Source organism: Mangrovicoccus ximenensis (assembly GCF_003056725.1).
GTDB classification, from domain to species: domain Bacteria; phylum Pseudomonadota; class Alphaproteobacteria; order Rhodobacterales; family Rhodobacteraceae; genus Mangrovicoccus; species Mangrovicoccus ximenensis.
This window is the reverse complement of record NZ_QBKZ01000006.1, coordinates 1-20610: the sequence shown is the minus strand read 5'-3', so window position 1 is coordinate 20610 and position 20610 is coordinate 1. Positions and strand designations below refer to the sequence as shown.

Sequence of the window (20610 nt, the reverse complement as noted above, 5' to 3'; positions counted from 1 at the left end):
AAGATCCCGGTGCCCGACCCGTCAGCGCCCTCGGAGGTGTAGACCACCGCGAGATCGCCGGAGGGAAGGACGAGCACCTTCTGCTGGCTCTGGTTTCCGGACGTGAACGCATTGACCTGAATGTCGGACGTGAGAATGTTCATTTTCCCCCCCAGGAAAAAAACTCCGGCAAAGCTGCCGCGACTTGAAATTACCGACCGGCAGCCCTCCTCCGGGAACACCGCCTGATCACGCAGAATTTACGCACCGTTAAACAAATCTCCACGTCGGAATTCAAGAATTGACAGCTGTCCTAGCGTGCTCTACCACGTTAAATCCTTGGCGATTCAAGCATTCTCGGCGGTCCGCACGGTATAGCGGACATGTGGCGCCGGGCCGCATGAAGTTCTGTCCGCAGCTGCCGCGGCCGTGAACGGTCAGAGCTCGTAGCTCTGGTGCATCTCCGGGATTTCGGTGCGCTCCGGTCCCAATGCCTTCGACAGTGCCTTGAGCGCCTTGGTCTCGCCATGCACCAGGAAGGTCCGTCCGGGCGAGCCGGTGCGGGCATGCCAGAGCTTCAGGTCGCTCGCCCCGGCATGGGCGGAAAATCCGTTGATCGTGTGGATCTGCGCCCGGACCGGAATGTGCTCGCCGAACAGCTTCACCTCGCGCGCGCCGTCGATGATGATCCGCGCCAGCGTCCCCGCCGCCGCATAGCCGACGAAGATGACGCTGCTTTCCGGCTTGCCCAGGTTGTGGCGCAGGTGGTGGCGGACCCGGCCGCCGGTGCACATGCCCGATCCCGCCATGATGATCGAGGGCGCGTCGCCGCGGTTGAGCATCATCGAGTCCCGCGCCTCGTGGACGAAGTGCAGCTTGGGCAGGCGGAACGGGTCCTTGCCGTCGCAGATCATCGCAGCCAGTTCGGCGCGCATCGCTTCCGGGTGGCGGCCGAAGATCCGCGTGGCCGAGATCGCCATCGGCGAATCCAGGTAGACCCGCAGCGAGCTGCGCAGCCGTCCGTCCTCCATCCCCTGCCGCAGGAACCACAGCAGCTCCTGAGCGCGCTCCATCGCGAAGGTCGGGATGATCACCCGGCCGCCGCGCTCGTCGGCCCGGTGGATGGCGGCGAGGAATTCCGAAATCGAACTGTCGAGCGAGCGGTGGTCGCGGTCGCCATAGGTCGACTCGAGGATCACCACATCGGCATTGCCCGGCGGCACCGGCGGGTTCAGCAGCGGCCGGTCGCCCGGACCGATATCGCCCGAGAACAGCACGCGCCGCTTGTCGCCGTCCTCGTCCAGCTCCAGCAGGATCGAGGCGGAGCCGAGGATGTGCCCGGCATCGAAATAGGTGGCGGCGATCCCCGGGAAGAGCTTGATCCGCTGGCGGTACCGGACCTTGCGGCCGAAGCTGTCGACCGCGTCGAGCGCATCCATCGTATCGTAGAGCGGTTCGTAATTGCCGCCGCGCTCGCCGTGGCGGTGGTGGCGGCGGGCATCCTCCTCGTGCAGATGCGCCGAATCGAGCATCACCAGACGCGCGAGATCCGCAGTCGCCGAGGTGGAGATGATCTCGCCCTCGAAGCCGCGCTTGACCAGCAGCGGCAGCCGCCCGCAATGGTCGAGATGGGCATGGGTCAGCAGCACGAGATCGATGTCGCGCGGCTCGAAGCCGAACTCGGCGGCGTTCTCCTCGTGCAGGTTGTGCCCGCCCTGGAACATGCCGCAATCGATCAGGATGCGGCGGCCGCCGCATTCGACCAGATGGCAGGAGCCGGTGACCTGCCCGGCCGCCCCGTGAAACGAAATCCTCATGCCAGCCCCTCCTCGGCACAGTGGGCGGGCGCGCCGGTCATCGGCCGCCCTGCCAGGTCGTACCAGCGCCGGATGTCCTCCCAGATCTCCTGCGCGGTTTCTGCGAACCAGAACAGGTCCCGGTCCTCCGGATCGATCACCCCCTCCTCGACGAGGAAGTCGAAATCCACGGCCCGCTCCCAGAAGGCGCGGCCGACCAGAACCACCGGAACCGGCCGGATCTTGCGCGTCTGGATCAGGGTCAGCGTCTCGAACAATTCGTCGAGCGTGCCGTAGCCGCCGGGAAACACCACCAGCGCCCGCGCCCGCATCAGGAAATGCAGCTTCCTCATGCCGAAATAGCGGAAGCTGAAACACAGCTCCGGCGTGACATAGGGGTTCGGATACTGCTCCTGCGGCAGCGTGATGTTGAGCCCGGCCGTCCGCGCCCCGGCCTCGCTGGCGCCGCGGTTGGCGGCCTCCATCATGCCGGGCCCGCCGCCCGTCACCACGACCAGCCTGTTGCCGGGCCGCCCCGAGGCCTGCCGGGCCTGCATGTCGGCTGGTCCCCGGCTCCGCAGTGCGTCCGGCAGGAGACGCGGCCCGGGGGCCCCGGCGCGGCGGACTAGTCCTGGTCGTCCCGCTCCGTCCCGTCGCGCCGGAACGGGCCGTAGCTGGTGAGGATCTCGATCTCTTCGTCCACCGCGGCGCGTTCGGCCTCGAGATATTCGCCGATCGCATGGGCGAAGCTCTCGTTGGCGACCCAGTGCAGCGAATGCGTGGCGGCGGGCAGGTAGCCGCGGGCCAGCTTGTGCTCGCCCTGTGCCCCGGCCTCGACCCGTTTCAGCCCGGTCTCGATCGCGTGGTCGATCGCCTGGTAGTAGCAGGCCTCGAAATGCAGGCAGGGATGATGCTCGATCGCGCCCCAGTAGCGGCCGAAAAGCGACTCGCGCCCGAGGAAGTTCAGCGCCCCGGCCACCGGCCGCCCGTTCCGCATCGCCAGCACCAGCATGACGTCGCCGCGCAGATGGGCATGCGCCTGCGCGAAGAAGTCCCGCGTCAGGTACGGCGTCCCCCATTTGCGGCTGCCGGTGTCCTGGTAGAAGGCCCAGACCGCGTCCCAGTGATGCGGCTCGATCTGCTCGCCGGTCAGCCGCAGGATTTCGCCGCCGAAGCCCTGCGCGGTGGCGCGTTCCTTGCGGATGTTCTTGCGCTTGCGCGAGCTGAGCGAGGCGAGGAAGCCGTCGAAATCGGCATAGCCGTCGTTCAGCCAGTGGAATTGCTGGGTGACGCGGTGCATCAGCCCCATGTTGCTGCCGCGCGCGGCCTCCGTGCCGGTGCAGAAGGTGGCATGGACCGAGCTCAGCCCGTGGCTTTCGGCCACCTGGACCGCGCCCTGGATCAGCGCCTCGGTGCCCGCGCGCTCCCAGCCGGGCTTCGTCAGGAAGCGCCGTCCGGTCGCCGGGGTGAAGGGCACGGCGATCTGCAGCTTCGGATAGTAGCGCCCGCCTGCCTGCTCGTAGGCATGGGCCCAGTTGTGGTCGAAGATGTATTCGCCCTGGCTGTGGCCCTTGGCGTAGAGCGGCGCGCAGGCCACCGTCTCGGTGCCGTGGCGCACGACGAGATAGCGCGGCTGCCAGCCGGAGCGGCCGCCGACCGAGCGGCTGTCCTCCAGCGCCTTCAGGAAGCGGTGGGTGGTGAACGGGTCGAGGGGCGGGCCGCCATCGGCTGTCTCGGGGCAGGCGCAGGCGTCCCATTCCGCGGCCGGAATGGCGTCGAGGCTCCCGATGGCGGAAACCTCGAGCAGGGCATCATCGCTGGGCATGGGATGGGTCATGCCCCATCAATTGGACGGCGTGCTGCCGGGGTCAAGATCCGCATCGGGCGCCGCGGGCCGGTATCGCTCGAAGGTGATATTTGCGGCAAAGCGGCGGGCCTCTGCCTCCTCTTCGGGGCTGCGCACGGTCCAGGCGAGGATCGGCAGGCCGGCCGCGCGCAGCGGTCCGAGCCAGGGAGCGGCGCGCTCGCGCATCCCGTGCGAGATGAAGCCCGCGCCGTAGTCGCGCGGGTCGAGCGCCCGCCTGGTTGATGCCGACCGCCAGGCCGAGCTGCGCGAGCGCAACGTGTCCTCCGACTCGGCCTATCGCGACGCGCAGACCGCGCTGGCCCAGGCCGAGGCCGACGTGGCCGCCGCGCAGGCGGTTCTGGACGAGGCGCAGCTGAACCTCGACTATACCGAGGTGCGGGCGCCGATCGCCGGCACGATCGGCCGGGCGACGATCACCGAAGGCGCGCTGGTGACGGCGCAGGCCGACGTCATGGCGACGATCCAGCAGCTCGATCCGGTCTATGCCGATTTCACCCAGTCGGTCGCGCAGGTGCTGGCGCTGCGCCGCGCAATGGCAGCGGGCCAGCTGGTCGCGGCGGCGCCCGACGAGGCGCGGGTGCACATGACCTATGACGACGGCAGCAGCTACGGCCCTGCCGGGCGGCTGCTGTTCTCGGAGGCGACCGTCGATCCCTCGACCGGGCAGGTCACGCTGCGCGCCGAATTCCCCAATCCCGAGGGCGACCTGCTGCCGGGGCTCTATGTCCGGGTCCAGATCGAGCAGGCGACCCGGCAGGACGCGCTGACCATCCCGCAGATGGCGGTGCAGCGCGACGGCGAGGGCGCGCCCTTCGTCTATGTCCTGTCGCAGGACGACACCGCGGAAGCGCGGCCGGTGACGCTGGGCGCCACGATGGGCACCCGCTGGCTGGTCGACGAAGGCCTTGCCGCGGGCGACCGCGTCGTGGTCGAGGGCGCGCAGAAGCTGTCGCCGGGGGCCGCCGCCGCACCCGAAGCCTGGCAGCCCGCCCAGGCCGTCCGCGCCGCAGTTCCCGCCCAGTAAGGACCGGACCATGGCACAGTTCTTCATTCTCCGCCCGGTCCTGGCCTGGGTGATCGCGATCTTCATCGTGATCGCCGGCCTCCTGGCCCTGCCGCAGCTGCCGGTGGCGCAATATCCCAATGTCGCGCCACCGCAGATCCAGATCTCCACCAACTATACCGGCGCCACGCCGACCGAGATGTACCAGTCCGTCGCCCAGCCCATCGAGGAAGAGCTGAACGGCATCCAGGGCATCCAGTATTTCGAGTCGACCTCCGACGTGTCGGGCGCGATCTCGATCACCGCGACCTTCGCGCCCGGCACCGATGTCGGCACCGCGCAGGTCGACGTGCAGAACGCCGTCAGCCGGGTCGAGCCGGTCCTGCCCGGCACCGTGGTCGATCAGGGCGTCAACGTGCAGGAGGCCGGCGCCGGCTTCCTGATGATGGTCTCGCTGACCTCGTCCGACGGCTCGATGAGCGATGTCGCGCTCGGGGACTACATCAACCGCAACGTGGTGAACGAGATCCGCCGCATCGACGGGGTCGGCCGCGCGCAGGTCTTCGCCTCTGAGCGGGCGATGCGGATCTGGCTCGATCCCGACAAGCTGACCGGGCTCAACATGACCCCGGCGGATGTCGCAGCCGCGATCCAGGCGCAGAACGCGCAGGTCGCCGCGGGACAGATCGGCGCCGACCCGAACCCGGTGGGCACGCAGCTGACCGCGACCGTGCTGGTGCGCGGCCAGCTGACCGATGCCGAACAATTTGCCGATATCGTGCTGCGCGCCAATTCCGACGGCTCGACCGTGCGGCTGCGCGACGTGGCCGAGGTCGAGGTGGGCGCGGATACCTACAACTTCGCCTCGCGGCTGAACGGCCAGCCCTCGGCGGCCGTGGGCGTGCAACTTTCGTCGACCGGCAACGCGCTGGCCACCTCCGAAGCGGTGCGCGCGGTAATGGCCGAGCTGGAGCAGTACTTCCCCGACAGCGTCGAATACACGATCCCCTATGACACCGCACCCTTCGTCGAGAAGTCGATCTCCAAGGTGATCCACACGCTGATCGAGGCGGTGGTGCTGGTCTTCATCGTGATGTTCCTGTTCCTGCAGAACTTCCGCTACACGGTGATCCCGACCATCGTGGTGCCGATCGCGCTGGCGGGCACGCTGGCGGTCATGCTGGTGGCGGGCTTCTCGATCAACGTTCTGACCATGTTCGCCATGGTGCTGGCGATCGGCATCCTCGTCGACGACGCCATCGTGGTCATCGAGAATGTCGAGCGCATCATGGCGCAGGAGGGGCTCGGGCCGAAGGAGGCCACGCAGAAGGCGATGGGCGAGATTTCGAACGCGATCATCGGCATCACGCTGGTTCTGGCGGCGGTGTTCATCCCGATGGCCTTCTTCCCCGGCTCCACCGGCATCATCTACCGCCAATTCGCGCTGACCATGGTCGTGTCGATCCTGTTCTCGGCCTTCCTCGCGCTGACCCTGACCCCGGCGCTCTGCGCAACCTTCCTCAAGCCGATCACCGGCCATCACGAGAAGCGCGGCTTCTTCGGCTGGTTCAACCGCCGCTTCGACGCGCTGACCAGCCGCTATTCCGGCGGGGTCAAGCTGATCACCCGGCGCAGCGGGCTGGTCATGGTCTTCTATCTCGCGATCGTCGGGCTGACCGGGCTCGGCTTCACCTCGCTGCCGACCTCCTTCCTGCCGAACGAAGACCAGGGCTTCATCATCGCCGACGTGCAGACCCCGCCGACCGCCAGCTCGCAGAGGACCGACGGCGCCCTGCAGGCGATCACGGATTACTACGGGTCCGACGATGCCGTGACCAACGTGGTGACGATCCGCGGCTTCTCCTTCTCCGGCCAGGGGCCGAATGCCGGCCTGTCCTTCGTCACCTTCACCGACTGGGCGGAGCGGGACCGCTCGGCGCAGGAGATCGCGGATGCGGGCAACATGGCGCTCTCCGCCAAGCGCGACGCGCAGATCTACTCGCTGTCGCCGCCGGCCATCCCGGGCTTCGGCACCTCGGGCGGCTTCACCTTCCGGCTCCAGGACCGCTCCGGCCAGGGGCAGGACGCGCTGAACGACGCGGCGCGGCAGCTGATGGCCGCCGCCCAGGACGGCGGCGTCGTCACCGGGCTGCGCATCGAGGGCATGCCCGAAGCGGCGCAGGTCACGATCGACATCGACCGCGACAAGGCGCAGACCTTCGGCGTGTCCTTCGCCGACATCAACCAGACGATCAGCGCCAGCCTCGGCTCGAGCTATGTCAACGACTTCCCGAACCAGGGCCGGATGCAGCGCGTGATCGTCCAGGCCGCCGAGGGCAGCCGGATGCAGGCCGAGCAGATCCTCGACCTGACGGTGCGCAACGCCAATGGCGGCATGGTGCCGTTCTCCTCCTTCGCGGCCGTGTCCTGGAACACCGGGCCGTCGCAGGTGGTTGGCTATAACGGCTACCCCTCGGTGCGGATCGCCGGGAACGCGCTGCCGGGCTTCTCCTCCGGCGCCGCCGTCGCCGAGATGGAGCGGCTCGCCGCCGACCTGCCGCAGGGCTTCGCCTATGAATGGACCGGCCAGACGCTGGAGGAGATCAGCTCGGGCAACACCTCCATGCTGCTCTTCGCGATGTCGATCCTCTTCGTCTTCCTGCTGCTCGCCGGGCTCTACGAAAGCTGGGCGATCCCGCTCTCGGTGATGCTGGTGGTGCCCCTGGGCGTGATCGGCTGCGTCGCCGCGGTGATGCTGCGCGACATGCCGAACGACGTCTATTTCAAGGTCGGGCTGATCGCGATCATCGGGCTTTCGGCCAAGAACGCGATCCTGATCGTCGAATTCGCCAAGGAGCTGCGCGAACAGGGCATGAGCCTCGGAGACGCGGCGATCGAGGCGGCGCGGCTGCGCTTCCGGCCGATCCTGATGACCTCGATGGCCTTCACGCTCGGCGTGGTGCCGATGGCGATCGCCACCGGGGCCTCGGCGGCCTCGCAGAACGCGATCGGCACCGGCGTGATCGGCGGCATGGTCACGGCGACCATCCTGGCGATCTTCTTCGTCCCGGTGTTCTTCGTCTTCGTCCTCGGGCTCGCCGCCCGGATGCGCGGAGACCGCAAGGCCGCAGCCGCCGCATAGCGGCACCGGCGGCGGCCCTGCGGGGCTGCCGCCGAAACGGATTTTCCAGCATGCCGCCAAAAGAGGGAACACCCCGGACCGCCGGACGGGACGGACGCCGCCGCACGCCCGAGCAGATCCGCGCCGCCCGGGCCCGCATCCTCTCCGCCGCGACGGCCGTCTTCACCCGCAACGGCTTTCACGGGGCCACCGTCGACGACATCGTCCGCGAAGCACGGGTCAGCAAGCCGACATTCTACCGCCATTTCCCTGCCAAGGAAGCCAGCCAGGAGGCGATCGTGGCTGGCTACCGGAGCGGGCTCGGCAAGGCAGTCGCAGAAGCCGCCGCCGTGCAGGCCGGGTCCGGCGCCCCCCTGCGCGACAGGGCCGTGCCGGTCCTGCTCGGCATCCTCGACTACATGGAGCGGAATTCCGCGGCGACGCGGCTGTGCCTGCTCGAGGCGCCCTGCGCGCAGGATACCTTCGAGCATCTCGCCGATTGCCTGGCCGGACATGCCGCCCACGACCAGGCCAGGGGCGCGCTGCGCGCCGACATCCCGCCGAAGGTCATCGCCAGGGTATCCGCGGGAATGCTCAGGCAGATCTTCTGTTCCGCGGCCTGTCCCGAAGACCGGGCCGCCCTCGCGGAAAGCTATGCACGCCTCCTGTCGGAAGGATGTGCCGCAGGTCATGCCGCGGGATGCGGCAATTGACCGGGAGCGGCCCGCCGACGGCCCCCTCCTTGCCCTGACCGCAGCACGGCAGCGCGAGGATGGAGATGCCGCGGCCGGGCGCCTGCGGCGGGCATCGGCCGCGGCTGCCAGTCGCAGTGCGGCCAGCGCCTCCGGCCCGTTTCCGGCAATGCCGTGGCGGGCGGCAAAGGCCGCGCCGACGGCCTCCATCTCGGCCTGCGTGGCGGTGCCCGGGCGTTCGCCGTTCATGCCCGAAAGGATCACGGCCTTGTGGAACAGCCCCTGCGCCCGCGGCGAGGTGGCGAGGTAATGCACCGAAGCGCCGCCCGCGCTCTCGCCCATCACCGTGACATTGCCGGGATCGCCGCCGAAGGCCGCCACGTTGTCCCGCACCCAGTCCAGCGCCGCGATCTGGTCCAAGAGCCCGTAATTGCCGAAGAGCCCGCGCTCCTCGTCGGCGGCGGTCAGCGCCGGATGGGCAAAGGTGCCGAACCGGCCGAGCCGGTAGTTGATGCCGACGAACACGATGCCCTGCCGCGCCAGCGCGGCGCCGGAATAGGTCGCGGGCGAGGCGCCGCCATTGAGGAAGGCGCCGCCATGGATCCAGACCAGCACCGGCAGGCCATGGGCGGCCGCGGCGGGCCGCCAGAGGTTGAGATAAAGGCCGTCCTCGTCCGGCTCGGCGCCCAAGGGCGCGGCATCGACATCGACCGGCGCCTGCATGCAGTCATGGCCGTAGGCGGTGGCATCGCGCAGCCCCTGCCAGGGCATGACAGGCTGCGGGGCACGCCAGCGCAGCGGACCGGTCGGCGGGGCGGCATAGGGAATGCCCTTCCAGGCGGCCACGTCTCCGGACACCTCTCCGCGCAGCGCGCCGCAGGGCAGCGGGGCCGCCATCGCGGCGGCCGAGGCCGCGCAGCCCGCCTGGGCGGCGAAGACCGCCAAGGAGCGCGCCGCGATCCTGCGCCGCTGGTACGAGCTGATGGTCGAGCATGCCGACGAGCTGGCGCGCATCCTGACCATGGAGCAGGGCAAGCCGCTGGCCGAGGCGAAGGGCGAGATCCTCTATGGCGCGTCCTTCGTCGAATGGTTCGCCGAGGAGGCCCGCCGGGTCTACGGCGACGTGATCCCGGGCCATGCGCCCGACAAGCGCATCGTCGTGGTCAAGCAGCCGGTGGGCGTGGTCGCGGCGATCACGCCGTGGAACTTCCCCAACGCGATGATCACCCGCAAGGCCGGTCCCGCGCTGGCTGCGGGCTGCGCCATGGTGCTGAAACCCGCCGCGCAGACGCCGTTTTCCGCGATCGCGCTGGCCGTCCTGGCCGAGCAGGCCGGGCTGCCGCCGGGGCTCTTCTCGGTGGTGACCGGCTCGGCGCGCGAAATCGGCGGCGTGATGACCTCGTCTCCGGCGGTGCGCAAGCTGACCTTCACCGGCTCGACCGAAGTGGGCATCGAGCTGATGCGCCAGTCGGCGCCGACGGTGAAGAAGCTGGCGCTGGAGCTCGGCGGCAACGCGCCCTTCATCGTCTTCGACGATGCCGATCTGGACGCGGCGGTCGAGGGCGCGATCATCTCGAAATTCCGCAACAACGGCCAGACCTGCGTCTGCGCCAACCGCCTCTATGTCCAGGCCGGGGTCTATGACGCCTTCGCCGCCAAGCTGGCGGCGCGGCTCGCCGAGCTGAAGGTCGGCGACGGCATGGAGGATGACACCACCTTCGGGCCGCTGATCGACGCCGCTGCCGTGGCCAAGGTCGAAGAGCATATCGCCGATGCCCGCGCCAAGGGCGCCGCGGTGCTGACCGGCGGCAAGCCGCACGAGCTGGGCGGCACCTTTTTCGAGCCGACCGTCCTGACCGGCGTCACCCAGGAGATGGCGGTGGCCCGAGAGGAGACCTTCGGTCCGCTGGCGCCGCTCTTCCGTTTCGAGACCGACGACGAGGTCGTCGCGATGGCGAACGATACCGAATTCGGGCTGGCCTCGTATTTCTACACGAAGGATCTGGCCCGCGCCTGGACCGTCGGCGAGCGGCTCGAATACGGCATGGTCGGCATCAATACCGGGCTGATCTCCACCGCCGAGGCGCCGTTCGGCGGCATCAAGCTCTCGGGGCTCGGGCGCGAGGGATCGCGCTACGGCATCGAGGAATTCACTGAAATCAAGTATCTCTGCTTCGGCGGGATCGCCTGAGGAGGTCTGACATGGACATTCCCGCACGCATTGCCGCCTTCCGCGCGGATGGCAAGGACCGCTACGGCGTCGTCACCGACGCAGGCATCATCGACCTGACCCCCGACTATGGCAGCCGCTTCGAGGGGCTGCAGGAGGCCGTGGAGGCCGGCGCGCTCGAAGAGCTGATCGCCGCCGCGGAAGGCCGCGCGCCGACCTGGGCCGAGGCCGATGTCGAGTACATCATCCCGATCGCCCGGCCGGAAAAGCTGATCTGCATCGGGGTGAACTTTCCCGACCGCAATGCCGAGTACAAGGACGGGCAGGCGGCGCCGTCGAAGCCGTCGATGTTCATCCGTTTCCCGCGCAGCTTCACCGGCCACGGCCAGAACCTGGTCCGCCCGCCGGAATCCGAGCAGCTCGACTACGAGGGCGAGGTCACCATCGTCATCGGCAAGGCCGGGCGGCGGATCGCCAGGGAAGACGCCTATGACCATATCGCGGCGCTGACCCTCTGCAACGAGGGCACGATCCGCGACTGGGTGCGCCACGCCAAGTTCAACGTCACCCAAGGCAAGAACTGGGACTCGACCGGCTCGATCGGCCCCTGGCTGGTGCCGTTCCGCGACGCGTCCCAGCTCGACGACATCGAACTGACCACCCGCGTCAACGGCGAGGTGCGCCAGCAGGACCGGACGTCCCGGATGATGTACGATTTCCGCTACATCGTGAACTACGTCTCGACCTTCTGCACGCTGGTTCCGGGCGACGTGATCGTCTGCGGCACGCCGACCGGGGCGGGCGCGCGCTTCGACCCGCCGATCTGGCTGAAGCCCGGCGACGTCATCGAAGTCGAAGCCCAGGGCATCGGCATCCTGCGGAACGGCGTGGAGGACGAGCCATGCTGAACACCGCAGAGGTGGAAGCAGCGGCCGAGGCGCTTCTGGCCGCAGAGGACAGCCGCACGCAGATCGGGCTCCTGTCGCGGCAGTTCCCGGGCATCACGCTCGACGACGCCTATGCGATCCAGTCGGCGCAGATGGCGCGCAAGCTGGCGCAGGGGCGCAAGGTGATCGGCTGGAAGATCGGGCTGACCTCCAAGGTCATGCAGGATGCGCTCGGCATCGACACGCCCGACAGCGGCGTGATCTATGACGACATGCTCTTCGCCGACGGCGCCGTGGTGCCCGCGGGCCGGTTCATCCAGCCGCGCATCGAGGTCGAGATCGCCTTCGTGATGAAGCACGCGATCACGGCTGACGCGACCCGCGCCGATGTCCTCGCCGCGACCGAAGCCGTGGTGCCGTCGATCGAGATCCTCGACACCCGCATCCTGCGCGCCGATCCCGAGACCGGGCAGGCGCGCAAGATCTTCGACACCGTGTCCGACAATGCCGCGAATGGCGGCATCGTGCTGGGCGCGCAGCGGCATCTGCCCGACGCGCATGACCTGCGCTGGGTCGGCGCCATCGTGTCGAAGAACGGCGAGGTGGTCTCCACCGGGCTCGGCGCCGGGGTGCTCGACGATCCGGTCGAGGGCCTCGTCTGGCTTGCCCGCCGGATGGGCCAGTACGGCCAGGGGATCGCGCCGGGGCAGGTTGTCCTGTCGGGCTCGTTCATCGCGCCGGTCGAATGCCCGCCGGGCACCAAGATCCATGCCGATTTCGGGCCCTTCGGTTCGGTCTCGGCCAGCTTCGGGTGACGCGATGCCTGCCCCTGCAAACAGCTTCAAGGCACGGCTGAAGGCCGGCGACACCCAGATCGGGCTCTGGCTCGGTCTCGGCGACGCGTCGGTGGCGGAACTGGCCTCGCATATGGGCTTCGACTGGCTGGTCATCGACGGCGAGCACGGGCCGAACGGGCTGCGCGACGTGCTCGATCAGCTGCGCGCCATCGGCGGCCGGTCGTCGGCTGTGGTGCGGACCCGCGACGACGACCGCGCCGGGATCAAGCAGATGCTCGATATCGGCGCGCAGACCCTGCTGGTGCCGATGATCGAAAGCGGCGCGCAGGCCGAAGAGGCCGTCCGTTCGGTGCGCTACGCGCCTGCGGGCGCGCGCGGCGTCGGCGGGAAGGTTGCGGCGCCGGCATCCTCCCAGGCGGTGGCGCGCGACAGCTTCTCGGCGTCGCTGCCCGCGGCCGCCGTTCCGGCATAGCGCGCCGGGATCAGCGCGACGAATTCGCCGCCGTTCTGCAGGGTCAGGTTGCAGGGCGTCCAGACCGCGTCGCGCAGATCGGCGGGCGCCTCGGCCACCAGCCGGTAGATCGCGCTGAACGGCAGCCAGTAATACTTGCCGTTGACCACCGCCTCGAGGATCGGGCCGAGACGGCTGTCGGCATCGGCGATCCAGTCGAAGGGGCGGCCGTTCAGGGTGCCGCGGCTCGCGGGCGCGGCCTCGAAGGCGGCATCGCGCAGCGCGGCGGCGGCCCCGGCATCGCCTGCCGCGAGGAGCCGCAGCGCCTCGATCAGCTGGGCGATCCAGTCCTGCGGCTCGCCGAACACGAGGGGCTGCTTCTCGCCGGCGAAGACCTTTTCGCGGAAGACCTCGCAGATGATCGCCTCGCGGTAGGCCTGGGCCATCGGCAGCGCGGCGGCATCGAGCTGGGCGCAGAGCTTGAGCTGGCCGACGGCGCGGCTCCAGTCTCCGGTCAGGCACAAGAGCTGGAAGAGGAAGATCCGCAGTTTCGGATTCGACGGATCGGCGCGCACCGCATCCTGCAGCGCGGCGAGGCCCGCACCGAGGTCTCCGTTCCGGACAAGGGCTTCGGCATCGGCGGTGGCTGTCGTCACGGGCGGATCTCCGGCAGGAAGGTGGGTCGCGGGGGAAAGGGCGGCCGGGTCGGCCCGGCCGCCGGGGTCTCAGGTCACTTCGGCGCGTTCTCGGCGATGTTCCACTTGAACTCCTTCGGCGTGCCGCCGGTGCCGTCCTTCTTCTGCTCGGTGTATTTCACCTCGACGTCGCGGAAGTTCAGCGTGATGTTCTCGGTCAGCTTGTCCTCGCCGCCCGATCCGCCGGTGGAGACCGAGGTCACCAGCACGTCGGTCATGGTGATGATCAGGTATTCCAGCGGCTTCTTGCCGGCCTTGCGGACGGTCAGGACGGCCTTGGGATAATGGTCGCCATTGGCGCAGTAGAGCATCAGCGGGACCGATGCGTTGTCGATCCACTTGGTGACCGAGATGTCCTGGAAATTCGCCTTGCCGGAGCCGCCGCCGCCTCCATGGTGGAAGCTGCCCGACTGGCTGACGCCCCAGGACCATGCAAGGACGTCGATCTCCTTCGCGTGTTCCTTGTCCTGGGATTCGCCCTCGATTTCGCCCTCGATGTTGAGGAACATGTCTACGGCCATAACGCCTCTCCTTCAGAAATGCCGGCAGCCTGCGCCGCCATGAATTGGGATGGATCCGGGCGGCCTCCCCGCCGCCCGGCCGGGGGTCAGGTCAGGTCTTTTCCGACGGCAGCTTGGAGACCAGCCGCAGCGACACCGAAAGGCCTTCGAGCTGGTAATGCGGGCGCAGGAAGAACTGGGACTTGTAGTAGCCCGGATTGGACTCGTCCTCCTGCACCAGCACCTCGGCGGATGCGAGCGGCTTGCGGGCCTTTTCCTCCTCGGAGGACACCGCCGAGGAATAGTCCACGTACTGCTCGATCCATTTCTGCAGCCAGCGCTGCATGTCGTCCCGGCTCTTGAAGGAGCCGACCTTGTCGCGGACCATGCATTTCAGGTAGTGGGCGAAACGGCATGTCGCGAAGAGATAGGGCAGCCGCGCGCCGAGCTTGGCATTCGCGGTCGCGTCGGGATCGTCGTATTCGGCGGGCTTGTGCAGCGACTGCGCGCCGATGAAGGCCGCCAGGTTGGTGTTCTTGCGGTGCACCAGCGGCATCAGCCCGAGCTTCGCCAGCTCCGCCTCGCGGCGGTCCGAGATCGCGATCTCGGTCGGGCATTTCATGTCCACGCCGCCGTCGTCGGTCGGGAAGGTATGCGTCGGCAGGTTTTCCACCGCGCCGCCCGATTCAACGCCGCGGATGCGCGAGCACCAGCCGTATTCCTTGAAGGAGCGGTTGATGTTCACCGCCATCGCATAGGCCGCGTTGACCCAGGCGAAGTTCTCGGATTCCGCGTTGCCGGTATCCTCCTCGAAGGCGAATTCCTCCACCGGCTCGGATTTCGCGCCATAGGGCTGGCGCCCGAGGAAGCGCGGCATGGCGAGGCCGACATACTTGCTGTCCTCGCTTTCGCGCAGCGCGTTCCAGGCGGCATACTCCGGCGTCGAGGTGATCTTGGCCAGGTCGCGCGGATTGGCCATCTCCTGCCAGCTGTCGAATTGCAGCAGCGACGGCTCCGCCCCGGTGATGAAGGGCGAATGCATCGCCGCCGAAACCTTGGCGATCTCGCCCAAGAGCTCGACATCGGGCGGGCTCTGGTCGAAATAGTAGTCGCCGACGAGGCAGCCATAGGGCTCGCCGCCGAACTGGCCGTATTCCTCTTCGTAGAGCTTCTTGAAGATCGGCGACTGGTCCCAGGCCGTGCCCTTGAACTTCTTGAGGGTCTTGTGGAGATCCTTCTTGGAGATGTTCATCACCCGGATCTTCAGCATCTCGTCGGTTTCGGTGTTGTTCACCAGGTGATGCAGGCCGCGCCAGGCGCTCTCGAGCTTCTGGAACTCCTCGTTGTGCAGAACGAGGCTCATCTGCTCGCTCATCTTGCGGTCGATCTCGGCGATCATGCTCTCGATCGAGGCCAGCACGTCATCCGAGATCAGCGCGGCATTCTCCAGCGCCTGCTCGGCCAGCGTCTTGACCGCGCCCTCGATCGCCGATTGCGCGGCATCGGTGCGCGGACGGAACTCCTTCTGCAGCAGCGCGGAGAAGTCGGATCCGGTTTCCTCGGCGACGGCTGCGCCGCCCTGGGCTTCGGTTGCCTCTTCGGCCATGCGTCACTCCTCCCCGGCGTCGTCTGCGGGCTTCGCGGCCGCGGCCAGCGACTTCAGAAGCTCGGGATTGCGCATCGCATCGGACAGCAGCTCCTCGGCGCCCGGCTTGCCGTCCATGTAGGACATCAGGTTCGACAGCGACTCGCGCGCCTCGAGGAGCTCGCGCAGCGGCTCGACCTTGCGGGCGATCGCGGCGGGCGAGAAATCGTCCATGCTCTCGAAGGTCAGGTCGACCGCCAGGTTGCCCTCGCCGGTCAGCGAGTTCTTCACGGTGAACTGCGCGCGCGGCTTCATCGCCTTCATCCGGTCATCGAAATTGTCGACGTCGATCTCGAGGAACTTGCGGTCGGCAATGCCCGGCTGCGCGACTTCGGACTTGCCCGCCAGATCGGACATGACCCCCATCACGAAAGGCAGCTGGACCTTCTTCTCGGCGCCGTAGAGTTCCACGTCATACTCGATCTGCACCCGTGGCGCCCTGTTGCGGGCAATGAATTTCTGCGAACTTCCCATCCTGTTCTCCCTGGCTGGCCTGTGCCGCGGCCCCGCTTCGGAGCCGAACTGTCATCTGTCCGTCGTCCCGGTCTTCGCGCCGGTTCAAAAAAACTTTCGCCTGCCGCGGACCAGGCCCGCAGCAGGGGCTATTCCTCGGGCTCCTCGATGCCGCCGATGAGGTAGACATTCTCGACGCCCAAGGGCGCCATGTCCTTCATTATGGTCACGAAATCCGCGCCGATCAGTCGCCGCGCCCGTTCCAGCAGGATCGGCAGCGGGCTCGAGGGCTCGTGCTTGCGGTAGTAATCGAGGATCCGGTCCAGCGCCTTCTGCACATCCGCAGGCGAGCTGATCGTGCCCGGCGGCGCCGCCGCCGCGGGCTTCGCCGCCCCGGGCTCCTGCCCCGCCGCAGCCTCCCGGCGCCCTTGGCGCGGAACGTGCCGGCCTCGACCTGGCCGTCGATCACGGTGCGCGCGCCGAGGAATCCGGCGGTGAAGGCCGAGCGCGGCGCGTCGCAGAGCTGCAGCGGCGCGCCCAGCTCCTGCACCAGCCCGTCCTTCATCACCGCGATCCGGTCGGACATGGCCAGCGCTTCCTGCTGGTCATGGGTGACGAACAGCGTGGTGATGCCGAGGCGCTGCTGCAGCGCGCGGATCTCGTCGCGCATCTCGGCGCGCAGGTTGGCATCGAGGTTCGACAGCGGCTCGTCGAGCAGCAGCACCTCCGGCTCGATCACCAGCGCACGCGCCAGCGCCACCCGCTGCTGCTGGCCGCCCGAGAGGTTGCCGGGCAGCCGTTCGGCGAAGGCGCCGAGCCCGACAGTCTCCAGCGCCGCCTTGGCGCGCTCGCGGCGTTCGGATTTGGCGACATTGCGCATCCTCAGCCCGTAGCCGACGTTTTCCAGCGCCGAGAGATGCGGGAACAGCGCGTAGGACTGGAAGACCACGCCGATATTTCGCTTGTGCGGCGGCTGGCGGGTGATGTCGCGGCCGTTCAGCATGACATGGCCCGAGGCGGGCGGCACGAAGCCCGCGATCATCCTCAGCGTCGTCGACTTGCCGCAGCCCGAGGGGCCGAGCAGCGACAATAGCTCGCCCTCGGCCAGCTCCAGCGTCAGCCTGTCCACCGCGACCGATTTGCCGTAGGCGATGGTCACGTCGTCGAGCAGGAGATAGCCGCGCTTATCCATCGCGCCGCTCCGTCGGGCAATGCGGGCGGGCAGCGGTGCGGGGACGGGAGGGCATGGGCGCGGATTCCTTGCGGCGGGACGTGTTGCGGCCAACCAGACATTGAATGCGGCCAAGAAAAAGCACCGATTTTAGCAGTTACCGTTGCCAAAAAGCGCACGGAAACGGCCATAATCGCCTCCCGGCCCCGCAAAACCCGCGAAAACCCGGCATTTCGGCGGCCTGACGCAGGTCAGGGCGCGCTGCCGCCGAATATGCTAGATTGCGGTATGTGCTGACAGGTTGGGCAGCTTGCCTTGCAAAACGGCATGACCGGAAAGGAGGCCGCCATGGCCACCGGACACCTTCACGCCCCGCGGCATCCCGCGCCGGAGCGTCTCTGGCATGCGGGCGTCGCCGCTGCGGGCCTGGTCTGGGTGCTGGCCTACCGCCAGCTCGCCGCGCTGTCGGAGGCGGCGGTCGCGGCCCTGCCGGTCGAGCGCCACAGCCATCTCGGCGAGGCGCTGGCCTTCTTCCTCTATGACGTGCCGAAGGTGATGATGCTCCTCCTGCTCGTGGTCTTCGCCATGGGCGTGCTCCGGAGCTTCTTCTCGGCCGAGCGCACCCGCGCGCTGCTTTCGGGCCGTGCCGAGGGGGCGGGCAACGTGCTGGCCGCGGGCCTGGGCATCGTCACGCCGTTCTGTTCCTGCTCGGCGGTGCCGATCTTCATCGGCTTCGTCTCGGCAGGGGTGCCGCTGGGCGTCACCTTCTCCTTCCTGATTGCCGCGCCGATGGTCAACGAGGTGGCGCTGGTGATGCTCTTCGGCCTGGTCGGCTGGCAGGTGGCGGCTGTGTATCTCGGCTTCGGCCTCGTCCTTGCCGTCGTCGCGGGCTTCGTCATCGGCAAGCTGCATCTCGAGCACTGGCTGCAGGACTGGGTCCGCGACATCCAGGCGGGCGGCGCGGAGCTGGACGAGGAGCGCCGGACCTTGCCCGCCCGCTACCGCGAGGGGCTGCGCTCGGTGCGCGAGATCTTCGGCCGGGTCTGGATCTGGATCCTCGCGGGGATCGCGCTCGGCGCGGCGATCCACGGCTACGTGCCCGAGGATCTGATGGTGCGGATCATGGGCGCCGGGACCTGGTGGTCGGTGCCGGCCGCGGTGCTGATGGGCATCCCGATGTACACCAATGCCGCGGGCGTCATCCCGGTGGTCGAGGCGCTCCTCGGCAAGGGGGCTGCCCTGGGAACCGTGCTGGCCTTCATGATGAGCGTCATCGCGCTCAGCCTGCCCGAGATGATCATCCTGCGCCAGGTGCTGACGCTCCGGCTGATCGCGGTCTTCATCGGCGTGGTCGGCAGCGGCATCCTCGCCGTCGGCTATCTCTTCAACCTGCTCTTCTGAACGCCTGAAAGGAGGCTCCCATGAAAAGCGTCAAGGTCTTCGGCCCCGGCTGCCGCCGCTGCGACAGCGCGGTCAAGATGGTCCGCGACACCGCGACCGCGCTCGGCATCGATGTCGACGTGGTCAAGGTCGTCGATCCGAAAAGCATCGCCCAGGCCGGGGTGATGGCGACGCCGGGCATCGCGGTCGACGGCAAGCTGGTGCATTCCGGCGGGCTGCCGGACCCGGAAAAGCTGCAATCCTGGCTGCGCGGCTGACCTGTCCCGGTCCTATGCGCTTGCACCTTTCCGGCGGAGCCCCATGATGGGCCGGTGATCCGGGTAGAAGGTGGCGCGCAGGGCATATGACGCAGGCGCAGACGATCGCGCTGGAACGGCGCAGGTACAATCAATACGTTGCCGACGAGACGCGCGAGGATTACGCGCTGCGCTTCACCGCGCGGGCGGCGCGGCTGCCCGCACGGCGGGTGGCGCAGACCGCGCTGGGGGCGATGGCCTTCCTTGCCTGCGAGGCGATCGGCGGCGCGCTGACCCTGTCCCACGGCACCGCCAACACGCTCGCCGCCATCGCGGCGCTGGCCGTGATCGCCTTCGCCATCGGCCTGCCGATCGTCGCCAATGCGGCGCGGGCCGGGCTCGATATCGACCTGCTGACCCGCGCGGCCGGCTTCGGCTATCTCGGCTCCACCGTCACCTCGCTGATCTACGCGACCTTCACCTTCGTGCTCTTCGCCATCGAGGCCAGCATCATGTCGGTGGCGCTGGAAATGGTGCTGGGCCTGCCGCTCTGGCTGGCGCATCTGGTCTCGGCGCTCGTGGTGATCCCGGTCGCGGCCTTCGGCATCCGCCGCATCTCGCGGCTGCAGATCGCCACCCAGCCCGCCTGGCTCCTGCTGCAGGCCGCGCCGCTCCTGCTGCTGGCGCTGTCGGAGCCGGTGGATGTCCCGGCCTGGACCGGCTTCGCGGGCGGCGGCACCGGCGGCATCGACCCGCTGATGGTGGGGGCGGGGCTGTCGCTCCTGATGTCGCTCCTGCCGCAGATCGGCGAACAGGTCGACTACCTGCGCTTCATGCCGGCGCGGCGGGGCCGCGGCTGGTGGGGCTGGCTCATGGTCTCGGGGCCGGGCTGGGTTCTCCTGGCGGCGGCCAAGCTGGCGCTGGGATCGCTGCTGGCCTGGATGGCGCTCGGCGCGGGGGCGCCGCCCGGTCTGGCCGCGCAGCCCGCCGAGATGTTCCGCATGGCCTTCGAGGGGGTGACCGGCCATCCCGGGCTGGCGCTGGCGCTGACCGGGATCTTCGTCTGCATCTGCCAGGTGAAGATCAACGTCACCAATGCCTATGCCGGCTCGATCGCCTGGTCGAACACCTTCTCGCGGCTGACCCATGCCCATCCGGGGCGGGTGGTCTGGCTGGTCTTCAATGTCGCGCTGGCGCTGTTCCTGATGGAATTCGGCATCTTCCGCGCGCTGGAGAGCATCCTCGACCTCTTCGCCATCGTCGCGGCCGGCTGGCTCGGCGCGGTGGCGGGCGACCTCGCGCTGTCGAAGCCGCTGGGGCTGGCGCCGAACGTCATGGAGTTCAAGCGCGCGCATCTCTACGACGTGAACCCGGTCGGCTGCGGCGCGATGGGGCTTTCGGTTCTCGCCGCCGTCGCCTGCCTTGCCGGTCTGGCCGGAGGACGGAGCATAACGAACGCAGACGGTGGTGGCGGCGGCCGGGCGCACCGCGCATCGCCGCGCCGCCAAGACCGTGCCCGAGGCGCTGACCCAGCCCCCGGGCGCGGACCGGAAAATCAGCCGGGAAAGCTGATCCCGGTCTGGGAGGCGACGAGCTTCTTGATGTCGTCGATATTGCTGTCCTCGCCGTATTCGTTCAGCGTCGCCTGCAGCATCGAGCGGGCGAGCTGGCCGAAGGGCATGGGCGCGCCGCTGCCGATGGCGAGTTCCGCGGCGAGGTTCAGGTCCTTCAGCATCAGCGCCAGCG

The 20610-nt window shown here is 68.5% G+C and carries 19 protein-coding genes and 1 pseudogene; 9 read left to right on the top strand and 11 right to left on the bottom strand.

The genetic code is table 11. The features are described 5' to 3' along the window. Positions 1-416 precede the first annotated feature (416 nt). The 4 genes from C7T91_RS12785 to C7T91_RS12770 all read right to left on the bottom strand — a co-directional run bounded on the left by C7T91_RS12785 (position 417) and on the right by C7T91_RS12770 (position 3897). Positions 417-1796, bottom strand: a complete 1380-nt coding sequence (locus C7T91_RS12785; RefSeq protein ID WP_108259586.1) for an MBL fold metallo-hydrolase — start codon at positions 1794-1796, stop codon at positions 417-419. Beyond that, complete coding sequence (locus C7T91_RS12780) at positions 1793-2332, bottom strand: LOG family protein (protein ID WP_456237845.1); 540 nt, start codon at positions 2330-2332, stop codon at positions 1793-1795. Before C7T91_RS12780 ends, C7T91_RS12785 begins: the two co-directional genes overlap by 4 nt. A gap of 68 nt (positions 2333-2400) precedes the next feature. Further along, positions 2401-3600, bottom strand: coding sequence for a GNAT family N-acetyltransferase (locus C7T91_RS12775; RefSeq protein WP_108259585.1), 1200 nt, complete (start codon positions 3598-3600; stop codon positions 2401-2403). 18 nt (positions 3601-3618) lie between these two features. Next, positions 3619-3897, bottom strand: coding sequence for a PI-PLC domain-containing protein (locus C7T91_RS12770; RefSeq protein WP_108259584.1), 279 nt, complete (start codon positions 3895-3897; stop codon positions 3619-3621). Between the two features lies 1 nt (position 3898). On the opposite strand from C7T91_RS12770, the gene C7T91_RS12765 reads away from it, so the two are divergent. Genes C7T91_RS12765 through C7T91_RS39465 form a run of 3 tightly spaced genes read left to right on the top strand, consistent with a single transcriptional unit; the run spans position 3899 to position 8479 of the window. Continuing rightward, entirely contained in the window at positions 3899-4666 is a 768-nt protein-coding gene (locus tag C7T91_RS12765; RefSeq protein ID WP_236638209.1) for an efflux RND transporter periplasmic adaptor subunit, read from the top strand. Between the two features lie 10 nt (positions 4667-4676). Continuing rightward, positions 4677-7787: an efflux RND transporter permease subunit gene (locus tag C7T91_RS12760; protein ID WP_108259582.1), complete on the top strand. Its 3111-nt coding sequence runs from the start codon at positions 4677-4679 to the stop codon at positions 7785-7787. A 50-nt stretch (positions 7788-7837) separates the two neighbouring features. Continuing rightward, entirely contained in the window at positions 7838-8479 is a 642-nt protein-coding gene (locus C7T91_RS39465; protein ID WP_201742090.1) for a TetR/AcrR family transcriptional regulator, read from the top strand. 84 nt (positions 8480-8563) lie between these two features. On the opposite strand, the pseudogene C7T91_RS35595 reads toward C7T91_RS39465, so the two are convergent. Next, positions 8564-9355, bottom strand: a pseudogene (locus tag C7T91_RS35595) (carboxylesterase family protein); the annotation flags it as partial. On the opposite strand from C7T91_RS35595, the gene C7T91_RS12745 reads away from it, so the two are divergent. From C7T91_RS12745 to C7T91_RS12730, 4 genes are read left to right on the top strand one after another with little or no spacing between them, the layout of a single operon-like run. Next, positions 9285-10649, top strand: a complete 1365-nt coding sequence (locus C7T91_RS12745) for an NAD-dependent succinate-semialdehyde dehydrogenase (protein WP_108259581.1) — start codon at positions 9285-9287, stop codon at positions 10647-10649. The pseudogene C7T91_RS35595 and the gene C7T91_RS12745 overlap by 71 nt on opposite strands. A gap of 11 nt (positions 10650-10660) precedes the next feature. Continuing rightward, a complete protein-coding gene (locus C7T91_RS12740; protein WP_108259580.1) occupies positions 10661-11536 on the top strand; it encodes a fumarylacetoacetate hydrolase family protein in 876 nt (291 codons plus the stop codon). Beyond that, complete coding sequence (gene hpaH, locus C7T91_RS12735) at positions 11530-12330, top strand: 2-oxo-hept-4-ene-1,7-dioate hydratase (protein WP_108259579.1); 801 nt, start codon at positions 11530-11532, stop codon at positions 12328-12330. Before C7T91_RS12740 ends, hpaH begins: the two co-directional genes overlap by 7 nt. 4 nt (positions 12331-12334) lie before the next feature. Then, positions 12335-12784, top strand: coding sequence for an HpcH/HpaI aldolase family protein (locus C7T91_RS12730; RefSeq protein WP_145962870.1), 450 nt, complete (start codon positions 12335-12337; stop codon positions 12782-12784). Here C7T91_RS12730 and C7T91_RS12725 read toward each other — a convergent pair. From C7T91_RS12725 to C7T91_RS12700, 5 genes are all read right to left on the bottom strand, one after another. After that, a complete protein-coding gene (locus C7T91_RS12725; RefSeq protein WP_108259578.1) occupies positions 12667-13419 on the bottom strand; it encodes a type VI secretion system accessory protein TagJ in 753 nt (250 codons plus the stop codon). The two genes, C7T91_RS12730 and C7T91_RS12725, sit on opposite strands and share 118 nt — an antisense overlap. Before the next feature lie 74 nt (positions 13420-13493). Further along, entirely contained in the window at positions 13494-13979 is a 486-nt protein-coding gene (locus tag C7T91_RS12720) for an Hcp family type VI secretion system effector (protein WP_108259577.1), read from the bottom strand. A gap of 91 nt (positions 13980-14070) precedes the next feature. After that, positions 14071-15564 carry a type VI secretion system contractile sheath large subunit gene (tssC, locus tag C7T91_RS12715; protein ID WP_108259576.1) on the bottom strand — a complete coding sequence of 498 codons (1494 nt, stop codon included), beginning with the start codon at positions 15562-15564 and terminating at the stop codon, positions 14071-14073. 3 nt (positions 15565-15567) lie between these two features. Further along, positions 15568-16077, bottom strand: coding sequence for a type VI secretion system contractile sheath small subunit (gene tssB / locus C7T91_RS12710; protein WP_108259575.1), 510 nt, complete (start codon positions 16075-16077; stop codon positions 15568-15570). Positions 16078-16300: 223 nt separating this feature from the next. Then, the gene (locus tag C7T91_RS12700) at positions 16301-17248 is read right to left on the bottom strand and encodes an ABC transporter ATP-binding protein (protein WP_236638208.1); all 948 of its coding nucleotides are present in this window, start codon (positions 17246-17248) and stop codon (positions 16301-16303) included. 327 nt (positions 17249-17575) lie between these two features. On the opposite strand from C7T91_RS12700, the gene C7T91_RS12695 reads away from it, so the two are divergent. Continuing rightward, a complete protein-coding gene (locus C7T91_RS12695) occupies positions 17576-18628 on the top strand; it encodes a permease (protein WP_108259574.1) in 1053 nt (350 codons plus the stop codon). A gap of 20 nt (positions 18629-18648) precedes the next feature. After that, positions 18649-18885 carry a thioredoxin family protein gene (locus C7T91_RS12690; protein WP_108259573.1) on the top strand — a complete coding sequence of 79 codons (237 nt, stop codon included), beginning with the start codon at positions 18649-18651 and terminating at the stop codon, positions 18883-18885. A gap of 1534 nt (positions 18886-20419) precedes the next feature. Here C7T91_RS12690 and C7T91_RS39460 read toward each other — a convergent pair. Continuing rightward, complete coding sequence (locus tag C7T91_RS39460) at positions 20420-20599, bottom strand: hypothetical protein (RefSeq protein ID WP_407943294.1); 180 nt, start codon at positions 20597-20599, stop codon at positions 20420-20422. Positions 20600-20610: the final 11 nt, after the last annotated feature.